15 protein-coding genes are annotated in these 15,816 nt (G+C 41.0%); 7 read left to right on the top strand and 8 right to left on the bottom strand.

Features of this window, described 5'->3' with window-relative positions; all coding sequences use genetic code 11:
• The first annotated feature begins 299 nt into the window (after positions 1-299).
• On the top strand, positions 300-2,963 hold the full coding sequence (ppsA, locus tag AC1DG9_RS13180) for a phosphoenolpyruvate synthase (protein ID WP_477634731.1): 2,664 nt from the start codon (positions 300-302) through the stop codon (positions 2,961-2,963).
• Positions 2,964-2,984: 21 nt separating this feature from the next.
• Here the strand turns inward: ppsA and moaCB are convergent, their stop codons facing one another.
• The 5 genes from moaCB to moaA form a co-directional block, all read right to left on the bottom strand.
• Complete coding sequence (gene moaCB, locus AC1DG9_RS13175) at positions 2,985-3,932, bottom strand: bifunctional molybdenum cofactor biosynthesis protein MoaC/MoaB (RefSeq protein ID WP_288879159.1); 948 nt, start codon at positions 3,930-3,932, stop codon at positions 2,985-2,987.
• Positions 3,895-4,335: a molybdenum cofactor biosynthesis protein MoaE gene (locus tag AC1DG9_RS13170; protein WP_288879160.1), complete on the bottom strand. Its 441-nt coding sequence runs from the start codon at positions 4,333-4,335 to the stop codon at positions 3,895-3,897. Before AC1DG9_RS13170 ends, moaCB begins: the two co-directional genes overlap by 38 nt.
• Before the next feature lie 10 nt (positions 4,336-4,345).
• Entirely contained in the window at positions 4,346-4,579 is a 234-nt protein-coding gene (locus tag AC1DG9_RS13165) for a MoaD/ThiS family protein (RefSeq protein WP_288879161.1), read from the bottom strand.
• Between the two features lie 67 nt (positions 4,580-4,646).
• Positions 4,647-5,825 (bottom strand): molybdopterin molybdotransferase MoeA, encoded by a 1,179-nt coding sequence (locus AC1DG9_RS13160; RefSeq protein ID WP_288879162.1) that lies wholly within the window; start codon positions 5,823-5,825, stop codon positions 4,647-4,649.
• Positions 5,826-5,831: 6 nt separating this feature from the next.
• Positions 5,832-6,812: a GTP 3',8-cyclase MoaA gene (gene moaA, locus AC1DG9_RS13155; protein ID WP_288879163.1), complete on the bottom strand. Its 981-nt coding sequence runs from the start codon at positions 6,810-6,812 to the stop codon at positions 5,832-5,834.
• A 216-nt stretch (positions 6,813-7,028) separates the two neighbouring features.
• On the opposite strand from moaA, the gene mobA reads away from it, so the two are divergent.
• The 4 genes from mobA to AC1DG9_RS13135 all read left to right on the top strand — a co-directional run bounded on the left by mobA (position 7,029) and on the right by AC1DG9_RS13135 (position 11,442).
• A complete protein-coding gene (mobA, locus tag AC1DG9_RS13150; RefSeq protein WP_337716797.1) occupies positions 7,029-7,598 on the top strand; it encodes a molybdenum cofactor guanylyltransferase in 570 nt (189 codons plus the stop codon).
• Between the two features lie 200 nt (positions 7,599-7,798).
• Positions 7,799-8,695, top strand: coding sequence for a formate dehydrogenase accessory sulfurtransferase FdhD (gene fdhD, locus AC1DG9_RS13145; protein WP_477634730.1), 897 nt, complete (start codon positions 7,799-7,801; stop codon positions 8,693-8,695).
• A 53-nt stretch (positions 8,696-8,748) separates the two neighbouring features.
• Positions 8,749-9,099 (top strand): DUF7009 family protein, encoded by a 351-nt coding sequence (locus tag AC1DG9_RS13140; protein ID WP_172660106.1) that lies wholly within the window; start codon positions 8,749-8,751, stop codon positions 9,097-9,099.
• A 3-nt stretch (positions 9,100-9,102) separates the two neighbouring features.
• On the top strand, positions 9,103-11,442 hold the full coding sequence (locus AC1DG9_RS13135) for an FdhF/YdeP family oxidoreductase (RefSeq protein WP_288879166.1): 2,340 nt from the start codon (positions 9,103-9,105) through the stop codon (positions 11,440-11,442).
• 1 nt (position 11,443) lies between these two features.
• Here AC1DG9_RS13135 and AC1DG9_RS13130 read toward each other — a convergent pair whose 3' ends face one another.
• Positions 11,444-12,367: a bestrophin family protein gene (locus tag AC1DG9_RS13130; RefSeq protein WP_288879167.1), complete on the bottom strand. Its 924-nt coding sequence runs from the start codon at positions 12,365-12,367 to the stop codon at positions 11,444-11,446.
• A 144-nt stretch (positions 12,368-12,511) separates the two neighbouring features.
• On the opposite strand from AC1DG9_RS13130, the gene AC1DG9_RS13125 reads away from it, so the two are divergent.
• Positions 12,512-13,471, top strand: a complete 960-nt coding sequence (locus tag AC1DG9_RS13125; RefSeq protein ID WP_216854331.1) for a Dyp-type peroxidase — start codon at positions 12,512-12,514, stop codon at positions 13,469-13,471.
• Between the two features lie 71 nt (positions 13,472-13,542).
• Positions 13,543-14,172: a hypothetical protein gene (locus AC1DG9_RS13120; RefSeq protein ID WP_172660109.1), complete on the top strand. Its 630-nt coding sequence runs from the start codon at positions 13,543-13,545 to the stop codon at positions 14,170-14,172.
• Here the strand turns inward: AC1DG9_RS13120 and soxC are convergent.
• Positions 14,159-15,403, bottom strand: coding sequence for a sulfite dehydrogenase (gene soxC / locus AC1DG9_RS13115; protein WP_477634729.1), 1,245 nt, complete (start codon positions 15,401-15,403; stop codon positions 14,159-14,161). The two genes, AC1DG9_RS13120 and soxC, sit on opposite strands and share 14 nt — an antisense overlap.
• Before the next feature lie 6 nt (positions 15,404-15,409).
• Positions 15,410-15,816 (bottom strand): c-type cytochrome (locus AC1DG9_RS13110; RefSeq protein ID WP_477634728.1); only part of this gene is annotated, 407 nt, incomplete at its 5' end.

Here is a 15,816-nt window from a genome sequence, read left to right as displayed (position 1 = left end):
AAACAACAGATATTGCTTCAGAACATCCTGAATTAACCAAGCGTTTTGACGAGATCGTTAAGAAAGAGCATCAAGTTTCTCATTTGCTGGAATGGGAGTTTTTGGAAAATAAATCTGGGAAAAAGTAAGCTGGAGTCGATTTAAAGTAGAACCCCGTATGGTTGCTATTATGCTCTGTTTGTATAGATAACGTTGATACTTTTCTCATTATTGCGCTTGAAAAAATATAGTTGAAAAACGGCATTTTGATACGTTATAACTTATATTTTTGGCTTTGCACATCTCTAAAAGCCATCAGTATGATACCGGATAACAAACTCAACTCAGCAAAAAAGCCAGGAAAAACGGACACAAATGTAATTGGTTTTCAGTACATCGACAGATCAAGTTTTATGACTGTAGGAGGGAAGGGCGCCAATCTGGGAGAACTCGTTGGAATCAAAGGAATAAGGGTGCCGGAAGGTTTTTGCGTGACCACTGAAGCGTATAAAAGAATAACTGAAAATAATCAGAAGTTTAACAGTTTGCTGGATGAATTAAGTGATATTAAGGTAGAAGAGCGAGTTAAAATCAGGGAGCTTAGCAACAAAATACGTAAGGTTATCGAAGGAATATCCATTTCTGAAGATATGGAGAAAGAGATTGTAGGATTTCTCACAAAGTTTGATGAAAAGGATGCGTTTGCTGTACGATCTAGTGCAACGGCGGAAGATCTGCCTTCTGCATCATTTGCCGGGCAGCAGGACACTTATCTGAATATTATTGGTAAAGAGGCAGTCTTAAAATACATCAGCAAATGCTGGGCGTCACTGTTTACAGATAGGGCTGTAACTTATCGTTTGCAGAACGGATTTGATCACAGGAAGGTCCACCTGTCGGTTGTTGTTCAGAAAATGGTTTCCCCGGATGTGGCAGGAATTATGTTTACAGCAGATCCGGTTACCTCAAACAGAAAAATAGTATCTATTGAGGCCAGTTTTGGATTGGGCGAGGCATTGGTTTCCGGAATTGTGAATGCAGATAATTATAAAGTTTCTGAGCGCAATATTATCGATAGGAAGATATCCAATAAGAAACTGGCTATTTATGCTTTAAAAGAGGGAGGCACGAAGGAGCAGGAAATCGGGCCGGATCAGCAGAATGCCCAGGCGCTAACGGATGAGCAGATTTTACAGTTGGAACGCATGGGTAGAAAGATCGAAGCGCATTTCGGTAACCCACAAGACATCGAGTGGTGTTTGGCGGATGATACGTTTTATATTGTGCAGAGCCGGCCCATTACTACCTTTTACCCGATCCCCGAAGCGGATGATCAGGAGAACCATGTTTATATATCTGTTGGTCATCAGCAAATGATGACTGACCCTATGAAACCACTGGGATTGTCGCTATGGCAGTTAAGAGCTGCCAGACCCATGTTCAAAGCTGGAGGAAGGCTGTTTGTTGATGTTGCAGATACTCTGGCTACACCTGCTGGCAGGGAAAATTTATTAGAGGCGATGGGGCAACATGATCCGCTCATAAAAGAGGCGCTTCTGACCATTGCAGAGCGGCGAGATTTTATAAAATCGTTACCAAATGATGAAAAAGCACCTATGCCGGTTAAAAGTACTAAGGGTATATCGTCCACGGATATTTTGGCGCAAGTGGGAAACGACCCGGCAATCGTTGTTGACTTGATTAAACACAATGAGACATCGGTAGAAGCGCTAAAACAAAACATCCAAACGAAATCAGGAACGGATGTGTTTGATTTTATTCTGGAAGATATCCAGCAATCAAAGAAGACAATATTTGAGGCACAACATATGGGTGTGATCATAGCTGCAATGAATGCTTCATCGTGGCTCAATGAAAAGATGAGCGAATGGCTAGGTGAAAAAAATGTGGCAGACATACTTTCTCAATCCGTATCAAACAATATTACTTCGGAGATGGGTTTGGCACTATTGGATGTAGCGGATGTAATCCGCCCTTATCCGGAAATAATTGAATACTTGCAACAGGTAAAAGCAGATGATTATCTGGACGAACTTGCTAAGTTTAACGGTGGACAAGACKCCCGTCACGCTGTTGACGCATATCTCGATAAATATGGTATGCGATGTGCCGGTGAGATCGATATTACCAAAACCCGTTGGAGCGAAAACCCTACTATACTTGTCCCTTTAATTTTGAGCAATATTAAAAACTTTGAATCTGGGGCCGGCAAGCGAAAATTTGAACAAGGACGACAGGAAGCTCTGAAAAAAGAAGAAGAATTAGTAGGCCGGTTGGCATCATTACCAGATGGAGAACAAAAAATCAGGGAGACAAAACAAATGATCAGCCTGCTCAGGAGTTTTGCAGGTTATCGCGAATATCCAAAATACGGGATAGTTAATCGCTTCTTCGTTTATAAGCAGGCTTTGCTGAAAGAAGCGGAACAACTTGCACAAGCCAACATCATTCCAGATAGGGAAGATGTTTACTATCTTACCTTTGAAGAATTTCGCGAAATGGTACGTACCCATAAGCCAGACAACCAGCTCATCGGCAAAAGAAAAGACGAGTTCAAATCATACGAAAAACTAAACCCGCCAAGGGTGATCACATCAGACGGTGAAATTGTTTCGGGTAAATACAAGCATGAAAAAAACCTTCCGACCGATGCTATTGCAGGTCTGGCGGTTTCTTCAGGAGTGATAGAGGGTAGGGCACGTGTAATCTTAAATATGGAAGATGCAAACCTGGAAGATGGAGATATATTGGTTACCACCTTCACGGACCCCAGCTGGACGCCCTTATTTGTATCGATAAAAGGTCTGGTTACAGAAGTTGGCGGAATGATGACGCATGGAGCAGTAATTGCACGCGAATATGGATTGCCGGCAATTGTTGGAGTAGACAATGCTACAAAGCTGCTCAGAGATGGTCAGCGCATCAGGCTGAACGGAAGTGACGGATATATAGAAATACTTTAGGGAAAAATCTGGACAAAAGGTTTAATGTTTTTGCCCCTTATTGATCTTAAAAAGGTGCAGTAATTGTGGAAACAAGGCCGACATATATTCCTCTACCCCAGTTTTCGAACCTGGAAAGGTGAGTACAAGTGTTTCGCCTATAAATCCTGCAACACCACGGGATAACATGGCGTAAGGCATGCGTTCCTGACCGTATCTTCGCGCTGTTTCCATAATTCCATCAATTTTACGTTCAATTAAGGGGCTAATGGCTTCTGGCGTGACGTCTCTCGGAGAAAGTCCGGTACCTCCTGTAAAAATCAGGAGCTGATGTTCAATTCCGCAGAGTTCAATAGCCTTTTCTTTGATACTGTCAACTTCATCTGGAAGGATCTCATATTTGAGTGTTTCGATGCCAAGTTGCTCCAATAATCCAACAATGGCTTTTCCTGATGTATCCTGAGCCTTACCTGCAAATATAGAATCAGAGCAGACTACTACAGCTGCCTTGATATCTGGAAACTGTAAATTCTTGAGGTCAGATTTACCACCGGATTTTTCTAGCAACCTGATATTTTGAATCTCAACACCCTTATCGATGGGTTTGAGCATATCATACATGGTGAGGGCAGTAATGGAGGCACCATGCATGGCTTCAACTTCTACACCTGTTTTGTAAATAGTATGCACTTCAACAGTAATATGGATGTTTAGTCCATCAATTTCGTAGGTAATGGAGGTATATTCTATTGGAAGGGGATGACAATCAGGTATGAGGTCGCTCGTTTTTTTTACACCCAAAAGTCCGGCCGCACGGGCAAATTCGAAAACATCGCCTTTGGGTATTTTTCTTTGTTCAACGGCTGCAATGGTTTCCTGTTTAGATACTTTTACTGTAGCAGTTGCAATAGCTATTCTTAGTGTGCTTGATTTTTTTGTAATGTTTACCATATTAGCTATTCTCTTTCCATTGATGTGTATCGTCTTCAAATATTTCTTTGCCCCAAATTGGCAGTTCTGCTTTTAATCTCTCCACGATTTCTGCACAGGCATCTATTGCCGGTTTGCGGCGTGTAGATGAGGTAAATACAAAAAGGCAGATCTCACCCGCTTTTATTGTGCCCAGGCTGTGGTAAACATGCATGCAATGAAGCGGATATTTTTGAAAAATATCTTCCCTGATCTGATGCATTTTCTCTAGTGCCAGCTCCTGATAAGCTGTATACTCAATGGCTGCCACAAGCTTTCCTTCAATCTCATCTTTCCGCACTTGTCCCATAAATATGCTGTGACCGCCAATAGTTGTTTTTGCGCTGTGTTTGGAAATACTATCAGCTATGAATGCAGGTTCGATCCTTCCGTCAATAAATATTTTTTTTACTTTTCTTTCCACTTCTATGGTATTATCCTCCTGAAAAAGGCGGCATGATGCCTATTGTATCTTGATTTAAAATCGCCATATTCTCCTGAACAATATCCTTATTCAGGGAAAGCTTATATTTCATATTGCTAAGCAATGGAAATGATGTTTCCAGATAAGCTTTTAACTCATCGGTATTGCGGATGTCAGAGATTTCGATCTTCTGATGTGCTATAAATTCGGATATTTTTCCAAAACTGATAATCTGAATTTCCATAATGCTAATTTACCCTTAAAATGCTGATTTTGCTAATAAATTGCAAGATAATCGCCCAGTCATGGTTCTAGTTAGGCAATTGCATAATGGTTACCACATCTCCCTGTTTGAAATCCTTCTGTTCTTCGGGAAGATAGATCAGGCAGTTTGCCAGTGCAAAAGAGCTTAACCGAAACGACTCCTGAGCATTTAATGGTGTTGCCTTGCCATTTTTGTAACTTCCCTTAAGGAAATGGGTAAGCCCAGCCGGTTTTTGACAGTCATGCGTCAGTTCGGCACTTATTTCTTTTACGCTATTTTCTTTGTGCGAAATTGCTTTCAGAGCCGGCAATACATAATTGTAATAGCAGTTAAGAACCGAAGATGGGTTTCCCGGTAAACCAAATATCAGTTTTTGATCTTTTTTTCCGAAAAATAATGGTTTACCTGGCTTTTGCTTTACTTTATGAAAGATCTGCTCAATCCCACATTTCTTTGAGGCTTCCAGTACAAAATCGTAATCTCCTACGCTCACACCGCCGGTAAGCAGAACAACATCATGTTCCTGTAATGCTGACCTAAGCACATCTGTTAGTATTTCCAGATTGTCATCAGCCTCTGTTACTTCAATTTCAGTGATTCCTTCATTTTTTATTGCGGCAGTTAAGGAATAGGAGTTAGATTCATATACCTGACCAAAATTAAGCTCCATGCCAGGTTGCTGAAGTTCTTTACCTGTTAAAATGATGGCTACCTTAGGCATCGGGAAAACTTCCACATCCTGAATGCCAATTCCGGCCAGAAATCCTACAGCAGCGGGGCCTAGCGCGGTTCCTTTTTGCATGGCAAGTGCTCCGGCTTTAATCTCCGATCCTATTTGACGAACATTTGCTCCGGGCAACAGCTTTGGATCCTGAAGCGTGATCTTATTTCCCTGTCTACTGATCTTTTCCTGCATCACAACTGTATCCGCACCTTCAGGCAGGGGGGCTCCGGTAAAAATCCTGGTGGTTTGATTGGGGTTAATGGACAACAGTTGGCTGGTGCCAGCGGCCATTTCCCCGATCATTTCTAATTCTGATGAGGAATCCTGATAAACCAAAGCATATCCATCCATAGACGATTGTTTGAAAGCCGGAATATCATAGCGCGCATAGATGTCTGCAGCTAAAATGTGCCCCGAAGCCTTTTTTAGACTTAATTTTAGAGCTTGCAACGGTTGAGTATGATCTGAAATCAGTTGTTTTGCCTCGTTGACGCTTATCATTTTAAATTATCCTCCTATGGTAATCATACTTCTGTTCTTGATAGAGTCCGCATCCAGTTTTTCGAAATGCTCAATAAGCTGTCCGCCAAGTTCTTTTTTCTTACTCCAAATAGAAGCTTGGATCAACGGAAGAACGTCTTGATTGTTTCTTAAAGGGCCCAATAGGTCTGTCTCTCCATCAGAGAAGAGGCAATTTTTGAGCTTCCCATCAGCAGTCAACCGCATCCTGTTACAAGTACTGCAAAATGGTGCTGTCATGGTGCTTATAACGGCAAAAGAACCTTCGTGTCCCGGAATCATGAAACTTTTTGCTGTATCGTGTGGTGCGGCTTTAACCGGAAGCATGGTGAAATCTTTAGCTATGGTAGCCAGTATTTCATCAAGGGAAAACATTTTATTGCTGGTCCATTTATTCCCGCTGAATGGCATAAATTCAATGAACCTGATTTGGATGGGATTATGTTTTGTCCAATCTATAAAATCTTTAATTTCATTATCGTTGAGCCCTTTCATCACTACCATATTTATTTTAACAGTAATTTTGTGATGTAAAAGCAGTTCTATATTGCTACGTACCTGATGGAACAGGTCTCTACGTGTAATGAATAAGAATTTTTCTGGCTGAAGAGTATCTAGACTAATGTTAACTGTTTTAATGCCGCCTGCAATTAGTGCAGGGAGCATTTCTGCAATACGCGTTCCATTGGTGGTGATCACCAATTCTACAGGAAGCTTGCCTAAAGCAGTTATGATCGCGGCTGCATCTTTACGCACCAAAGGCTCTCCACCGGTTAACCTGATTTTTTTTACACCCTGTTCTACAAATATTTTTGCAAGCTGAACAATCTCTTCTGTCTGCATCAGCCTTGAAGCTGGGGTAAAGTCATATTCTTCCTCTGGCATACAGTAGAAGCAGCGGAAATTGCAGTTATCAGTAAGTGATATCCGCAGGTAATCGTGCACTCGTCCAAAAGAATCTGTTATCATTAGTATTTAATTAAATTGTTGCAATCTATTGCATGTTTTACCTGTATTGAATCAATAATTGGAACTGCTTCCAGAACAAGCTATTAAAATACGTTTTTTTTGACGCAATTTTGCTTTTTTTTATGTTAAATCATAGAAATAAAGCAAAATTCTATGCTTATTGGATAGTAATTATGCTTATAGAATGTTTAAGTTTGTTTCAATAAACTGATAAAAATGATTGGAGTAGTTCTGTCAGGTGGTCAAAGCCTAAGAATGGGTAAGGATAAAGGTTTGTTGCAAAATGGACAAGAAACATGGGCGCAACAAGCATTTGCTAAGTTGTCATCATTACTAATTCCTGTCTCTATATCCGTAAATACACAACAATTACCAATATACCAAATTCTCTTCTCAACCTCTTCATTAATCACAGATGATCCTGCCTTGTCTATCGGAGGTCCACTTAAAGGCATCTTATCCGTGCATCTTATTTATCCGAAGGAAGATTTACTTGTACTTGCCTGTGACATGATAAACATGGAAGTTGATCTTTTAGACTTCCTTGTTCACCGGTACAACGATAAGCCGGCTGATGCATTGGTCTTTGTGAATGAACAGCAACCTGAACCGCTATGCGGCATATATTCAGCAAAGGCATTGGACAAGATATATGCCTTGTATATGAATCAAGAACTGCGCAAGCATAGTATGAAGTATGCGCTTGATCAACTAGACGTCCGTTATCTCCCTGTTTCTGAAAAATGGAAGGCTTATTTCGATAATTATAACACACTAAGTGATTAATGTCGTGGAAATAAAAAAGCCACCTGTCGTAATTTTCGTTTCTGTACGTTTTATTCGTTTTTGTGCGCTTTGTTCGTTTTCAGAAAGATTGGAGCATGTGAAAATATCACCATAAAAGAGCGAATATCTCTCATACAATTCTTTTTAGACTGATTTTTTCTTAATTTTAAGAACGATTATTTTATTAAAACCGTACGGAAATGGAGGATTTAGAATTAGTTTCCATTAAGCAGATACTTGTTAGAAAGGTTAATGGTTTAACAAGTACACCGTTATCGGATTTACTTTCCGTAGAAGAACCCCTTGAAATAAGAATAGTTTATGGCCCCCGGTCAGAGCGGATACAAAAGAACATATCTGTAACCATGCGCACGCCAGGTAATGATCTGGAACTCGCAATAGGTTTTTTATTTACAGAAGGAATCATTCCTTCTTATCAGGATGTGACTGATGCCTATCACCTAGATATGAAATGTTCCTCACAAAAGCAGAATATTGTGCAGGTGGAACTCGCTGAAAATTTCATGCCTCAGTTGCAGCAATCCGACCGGAATTTTTATACCACCTCTAGTTGCGGCGTATGCGGAAAAGGCTCTATTGAATCCATTAGAACAGTTAGCGCCTTTAGTAATCAGGATAAACCTCAATTAAATTTATCAACAGATATTTTATATGAATTGCCAGGAAAGTTAAGTGCAGCCCAAAGCGGATTTGCAGCTACCGGAGGTATTCATGCATCAGGACTTTTTACTGTCAAAGGTGATTTAGTACTGTTGCGGGAAGATGTTGGGCGACACAATGCGCTTGACAAGTTAATTGGCAAGGCGTTACTGAACGACGACCTGCCATTGGATCGGCATATTTTATTGCTGAGCGGAAGGGCAAGTTTTGAATTAATTCAGAAAGCCGCCATGGCTGGCATTGCAATCGTTGCAGCCATTGGCGCGCCATCGAGTMTTGCAGTGGAACTTGCTGCGGAATTTGATATTACGCTTTTGGGTTTCCTTAAAGAAGACAGGTTCAATATTTACAATTTAAGCAGTAGAATATTAATACCAACATCGTACGAAACCATCATGATTTCTCAAACCACATAGCGGCGTGAAAAATCTGATAGCTTCGTCGCAATTGAAAAACAAATAAAACACAGATGAAAATTAGAATTAAAGGCAACTCGCTGAGATATAGACTGACCAAATCTGACGTCGCAAAGCTGGGATCTGAAGGCTTTCTAGAGGAACGTTCTGAGTTTGTGGGTAAAACGCTGGTGTATGCCATTGAAACTATAGATGGTGATGGTCTGTCGGCTGATTACATTGGCGATCGGATTGTACTAAGCATACCAAAAACAATGGTTGATGAACTCAACAATACAGATAGGGTGGGTTTTGATGATCGGAAGGGGCCTGTTAGCTTACTCATTGAAAAAGACTTTACTTGTCTTGATAATGTTGAAGAGGACCAGAGTGATAATTTTCCCAATCCATTACTAAACAAATGAGCTATGGAAAAAGAGAAAAAAGAACCGGCTGCAGAAAATCCATACAAATTATTAGACCTGAAATTAACAAAGGTTGAAAAATGGGCTGCAGGAATTCCTGCTGTGATGGCGGCATTTGGTGATCTTTTTGAGGAGGGGGTACCCATTCGTGGTACAAGGGCTTTGTTTAGGATGAATCAAATGGGAGGCTTTGATTGTCCAAGCTGCGCCTGGCCTGATCCAGATGATGATCGATCTCCTTTGGGCGAATATTGTGAAAATGGGGCAAAGGCTCTGGCAGAGGAAGCAACTACCAAAAAAGTTACTGCAGACTTCTTTAAAAAGAACTCTGTCTTCGATCTGGCCAAATTAACGGATTTTGAAATAGGCCGTAAAGGGAGATTGGCCGAACCTGTTTATTTGCCAAAAGGCGGCACTCATTATCAGCCTATCAGCTGGGATGATGCTTTTAAAAAAATAGCGGAACATCTAAATGCACTAGAAACACCGGATCAAGCTGCTTTTTATACCTCTGGCAGAACGAGTAACGAAGCTTCATTTTTATATCAGCTATTCGCAAAAGAATTTGGTACCAACAATATGCCAGATTGCTCTAATATGTGTCATGAAACATCGGGTACTGCTTTGTTGCCAACCATTGGTATTGGAAAGGGAACTGTAAAACTAAATGATTTTTACGATACAGATGTGATTGTGATCATTGGGCAAAATCCGGGAACCAATGCGCCCAGAATGATGAGTGCATTGGAAAAAGGTAAAAAAAACGGGGCAAAAATCATTGCGATTAATCCTTTGCCAGAGGCCGGACTGATGGGTTTTCATAACCCGCAGCAAATAAATGGCATTATTGGAAGTGGTGCTAAGCTTGCAGATCTTTATCTGCCTGTAAAAATAAATGGTGATATGGAGCTTTTAAAAGCTATCGGGCTCCTGCTGATTGATTTTGAAAAAAAATCTCCAGGCGAGGTATTTGACCAAAAATTTATTGCAGATAAAACTATTGGGTACGATGCCTTTATCAAACAGTTTGACCATTACAAACTGGAAGATCTTGCAGCTGCCTCTGGGGTATCACAAGCTGCAATTTATGAGGCTGCCCAAATGCTGGCATTCAAAAAGCGGATTATTTTTTGTTGGGGAATGGGGCTTACTCAGCAACCTAACGGAGTAGAGATGATTCAGGAGATCGTAAACTTACTGTTGCTTAAAGGAAGCATAGGTAAGCCTGGTGCTGGTGTTTGTCCGGTTCGGGGACACAGCAATGTTCAGGGCAATCGAACCATGATGATTAACGAAAAACCCAGTAACGAACAGTTGGATCGCATTCAAAAAGTTTTTGGCTTTGATCCTCCCCGTGAACATGGATACGATGTGGTTGGGGTAATCAAAGCTATGCACGAAAGCAAAGTGAAAGTCTTTTTTAGTATGGGTGGAAATTTTTTATCGGCAACACCCGACACTACTTTTACTGCTAAAGCATTAAGGAAGCTTAATTTAAGCGTTTCGGTTTCTACCAAACTTAACCGAAGCCACTTGGTGCATGGGCAGGAAGCATTGATTCTTCCAACCTTTTCACGCAGTGATATCGACATGGTTAATGGTGAACCACAGTTTGTGAGTACGGAAAATTCAATGGGCGTAGTACAATCATCTAAGGGCATGCTAAAGCCAATATCGGATAAGCTCGTGAACGAAACACAGATTGTATGCCGAATGGCGATTGCAACTTTAGGGAGGAGGTCGGTTATCGACTGGCAACGCTATGCCAATAGCTACGATGCGGTAAGGGACGACATTGAAAAGTGCATCCCAGGTTTTGAGAATTATAATTTAAGGGTGCGGCATAAAGAAGGATTTTATTTGCCTAATGCTGCACGAGAAGGGAACTTCATTACCAAGAAATTTGGCGATCGGGCTCCATTTACCCTAACATCCATACCTGAAAATGTACTAGCTCCGGATGAATATATGATGGCGACAACGCGTACGCATGACCAATTTAACACGACTATATATGGGCTTGACGATCGGTACCGAGGGATTAAGAATGAGCGTCGGGTAATATTTATGAATCAAAAAGATATTGAGAAAGCGGGATTTGCCGATGGGGAAAAGGTAGATTTGTTTAATTATGACAACGGCATCGAACGGATCGCTCCATTATTCATTATCGTTTCATACCAGATACCAGAAGGGAACACCATGACTTATTTTCCTGAAACCAACGTGTTGGTTTCTATTAATAATGTTGTTCGGGGAAGTAATATGCCAGCATCAAAATTTGTTAAAATTAAGATCAAAAAGCATAATCCTAAAATATACGAATTAATAGACCAATTATAAGTTAGTCTACAAAATAGGAATTGGTAGGTTTATAGTCTTCCTGTGGAATTTGTGCCTGCTCAAAAATCGAATATTCAATAGTCCTGCAAATGGTATTAAGAGCGAGGTCGTTTTCTTCTTCTCCAAACGGCTCGCCAATTTCCTGTATAATCGCATCTAAAGCAATGAAAGTATAGCTAATAAGTAACACGATCAAAGGCATCATCCAGCCTAAGCTATCTACCAAACCAAAGGGTAGCCAAAAACAGTAAAAATAAACGGTACGATGTAATAAGACACTATATGCAAACGGCAAAGGCGTATTGGAAATTCGTTCACAACCTCCAACGATTTGTGAAAACTGATTAAGCCTGTTATCTATAGAAGCTAAAACAATGGTGTCAATATGATTTTTCTTGGCTTGTTTGCTGACCCATTCTCCTATAAAATCTAAAATGATCACTGGAATATGTCTTTTATCTCTTAAATAATCCACTTGCTCTGCCGAAAGCAGTCGGGAAAGATGTTCTGTTCCGGACTTATTTCTCAATTGATAATTAAGAGACCAGCAGAATGCTGCTATCATTTTTATGAAATCTTCTTTGCTTTTTTTTCCTTCAGGAGAAGGATCATTTATAAGCGTCAACACCTGCCTTGTCAAAGACCTGGATTCAATAACTAATGCGCCCCAAAGTTTTCGCCCTTCCCAATACCGATCATAACTTGCCGTATTGCAAAAGCCCATAAAAATAGCTAAAGCCAGGCCAATTAAGGTGAAAATTGTGGGATTAAGGTGTACTTTATAGTCATATATTTTCCCCTTAAAGTATAGGGTGATCAATGATAATACTGCAATAACTATAAGCTGGACGATAATTTTATTTATTACGGATCCTTTCCATATAAATAACATTTTCAGCCAATTGGTGCGCTGTCTTGTGATCATCTTTTATTTAAGTATTTACTTATAGTGGAGATTTTATTTCATAAATCAAAAGGATAACAAAATTACAAAAAAAGCCTCTGAATCTTTTTTTTCTGCAGAAATCTTGTCTCATGTTTTTAATTTTAAATCTTAAATTAGAATGATATGAAAAGACCAATAACGCAAGAGTCACAAAATATAACGGACTACCCAAATAATAATACCATATTCACTGTGTGGAAGTTTAAGCACAATATAGAAATCAAACCTGCATTCGAAAAACTTTGCGCTCTGGTAGCTAACCTTAACCATTCTTATATTATACGGGTTCCTGGTGGGCGGGTAAGTTGTGTATTGGGTATTGGTCATGATGCCTGGCTTCAACTTTCATTGCCCACACCACTACCCAAAGAACTTAAGAATTTTGAACCTGTTACCGGTTTAAAACATACGGCTGTAGCTACTCCAGGGGATCTGCATTTTCATTTACGTGGTACCGATATGTCCGTTTGTTTTGATATGTTGACCGCTATAACCGAAATATTAGACCCGGTTGCAGATTGTTTGGAAGAAATACATGGTTTTAGGTATTGGGATGGCCGATCGATCCTCGGTTTTGTGGATGGCACAGAAAATCCCGTAGGCGATCAACGCGAATTCTTTGCCACGGTTGGTGACGAGGATCCGGTTTATGCAGGGGGAAGTTACCTTTTTGTACAAAAGTATCTGCATGATATGCGAGGCTGGACAAAACTGCCAGTCGAAGAACAAGAAAAAGTAATAGGTCGGTATAAAATGAGCGATATTGAGATGCCTGATGACCTAAAACCTGACAACTCACATAGTGCTTTGGCAGCTATAGAAGATGAAGATGGCAACGAGCTGAAGATCGTGCGAGACAATATGCCCTTCGGATCTCCATCAAAAAATGAGGTTGGCACATACTTTATTGCATATGCCAGCACTTTTAGCACTACTCATAAAATGCTGGAAAGAATGTTTATTGGAGTTCCGACTGGAAATTACGATAGGATACTCGATTTCAGCACTGCATGCACCGGCAGCTTGTTTTTTGCCCCATCAACGAATATGTTGAAGCAGTATACAGCAGATGGTGTTTCCTGACTAAGAGAAGACCACTATAATTTTATTTAAAATCAAAACTTTTTAGGATTGTATCAGTTGCTATTGGTATCATGGAAACAAATCATAACAATGATCCGGGAGCAAGTCATGTCCCTGAACAACAGAACGGAACAGAAATGAATGCCGTAGAAAAGGTCGAACTAGCCTCGGTAGCCGAGGCGGTAGATTTTTTTAAAATTGTGAAGGAAAGATTGCTGGATATAAACCAATGGGCAAAGATCGCAGGCACTGAAATGTCAAATTTTTACCTTACCGATTCTAGTGGTCATCAGGTAAGCAGGTTTGCAATAGATGGCGATCATATTAAAATTGATATTCCTGGTCCGGGAACTGTTGCAGGTAAAGGCTATGATTGGGTTCGGATTGAACAGATTATAACCGAGGAATTGGATGGTGCAGAAGTATTGAGCATCACGGTACGGCCTTCTGCTAACCCTTTAAACGACAAAGAGGATACAGCGCATTTTCTCACAGATGAGGCAACCTCGACCTTTCAGGTCAAACGTATGGGGAATACTGTTAGTGCAGAGGAACACGGTAGGAACGAGATGCCTAATACCGGTACCGATAACACCCTTGATAACATCCGCAATGTATTTGTAGGTTGGGGTGCTAAAATTGGGCTGTCTTATCCTCAATGGAAAGCCCTTGTAAAAGGGTTGCTATCTATTCGGGCTTAAACAATGTGCTGCCGTCTGTTTTAATCTGCCATGATGTAATGGGATTCATGTGGTAACCACCCACAGCTGTGCCACGTGCTTCAGCCAGTTGCCGAAGGGTTGGCTGTACATATCCTGTTTCATCAACAGCGCGGCTTAGTATTTCCGTTGGGTTACCATCCCATTGCCAGAGATGCCTGAAATAAGTATGCGCCTTGCTTAGCACCGGATCTTGTAGTCTGGCATCCTGCCAGGTTTTCCCCGCATCAGTACTCACTTCAACTTTTTCAATTTTTCCTCTGCCACTCCATGCAATTCCCCTGATCTCAACCCAGCCAGGCATTATCTTTTGAGGATAAGAAGGAAAAGTAATAATCGACCTGGCATCCATTTCAAAGCTGAACATTCGTATACGATCTTTTACAGGGTAGGTGTATTTTGAGGTTTCTTCCCTGGTCATATAGGGTTCGTCTGATAACTCTATTCTTCTCAGCCATTTGATGTTCATGTTGCCTTCCCATCCCGGGAGCAGCAGGCGTACCGGATATCCTTGTTCTGGTCTGATAGCCTCTCCATTTTGTGCATAAACGATCATAGCATCGTCCCAGGCCTTTTTTACCGGAACGCTGCGGGTCATGACAGCAGCATCTGAGCCTTCTGCCAGGAACCATAAAGCCTTTGGATCAGCACCCACTTCACGAAAAAGGGTTGACAGCATAACTCCGGTCCATTCGCTCTGACTGGTAAGCCCTAGTATCTCCTGTGGAGTTAATTCTTCCTTTCCTCCACGAAAATTACCGGCACATTCCAGGAAACAGATTCGGCTCACAGCGGGAAAACGCTTCAGCTCTGCAAGTGTAAATTTCATTGGACGCTCAACCATTCCATGGATGAGCAGCTCATATTTTTGTGGATCAATGGCTGGTACGCCGGCATGGTGTCTTTCGTAATGAAGATCGGAAGGAGTGATGGTGCTATGAAAATCCTGCAAAGGGCTACGTGAAGAGGTCTCCGAAAACTTGCGTACAGGATGTTCARACGTTGAGCGCTTGCCTTGCGCACTTGGGCCGGGGCCTATTGCTTTTGTCGGATCTTCTGGTGGTTCAGGGGCAATATGCGGTCCTGTTTGTACATGTTTTGCAAATATCGAATTCACTGGTAAAACAGCGGCAGCAACCATACTGCCAAGCAAGGTCCGGCGGCTTATCTTGTTGGATTTTATAACTTGTTTGTCTTTTTTTTGCGCTTTCATTGTTCCTTACCTGACTTCAGGCCCTCCTTTACGGTCATCCATAATGAACAGTTTTTTTGCAGGCATAACGATGCCTGGTAATGTTTTTGCATTCAGCAGCTGATTTTGTTTAATGATTTTATTGGCATAAAGAAGATAGGCAGTAATGCTGTATACCTCGTTATCGGTCAATGATCCGGGTTGGTTGTAAGGCATTGTTCTACGGATGTAGTCAAACAATGTAGTTGCATACGGCCAGTAATTTCCGATGGCCTTAGGCCTGCTTTTCGCTAAAGTATCGCTAACCAGGACGGGACCAGGGAGTTTGATTTTTGAAAGATCTGTATCGTTATTGCCATGACAAGCCATACATTTTGATGTATATATTACTTTACCTTTTAATACATCACCTTGCCCCGCAGGAAGTCCTTTTC

The sequence above is a fragment of the Pedobacter sp. 05L430 genome (assembly GCF_056397585.1).
This window is presented reverse-complemented; position numbering and strand designations above follow the sequence as displayed.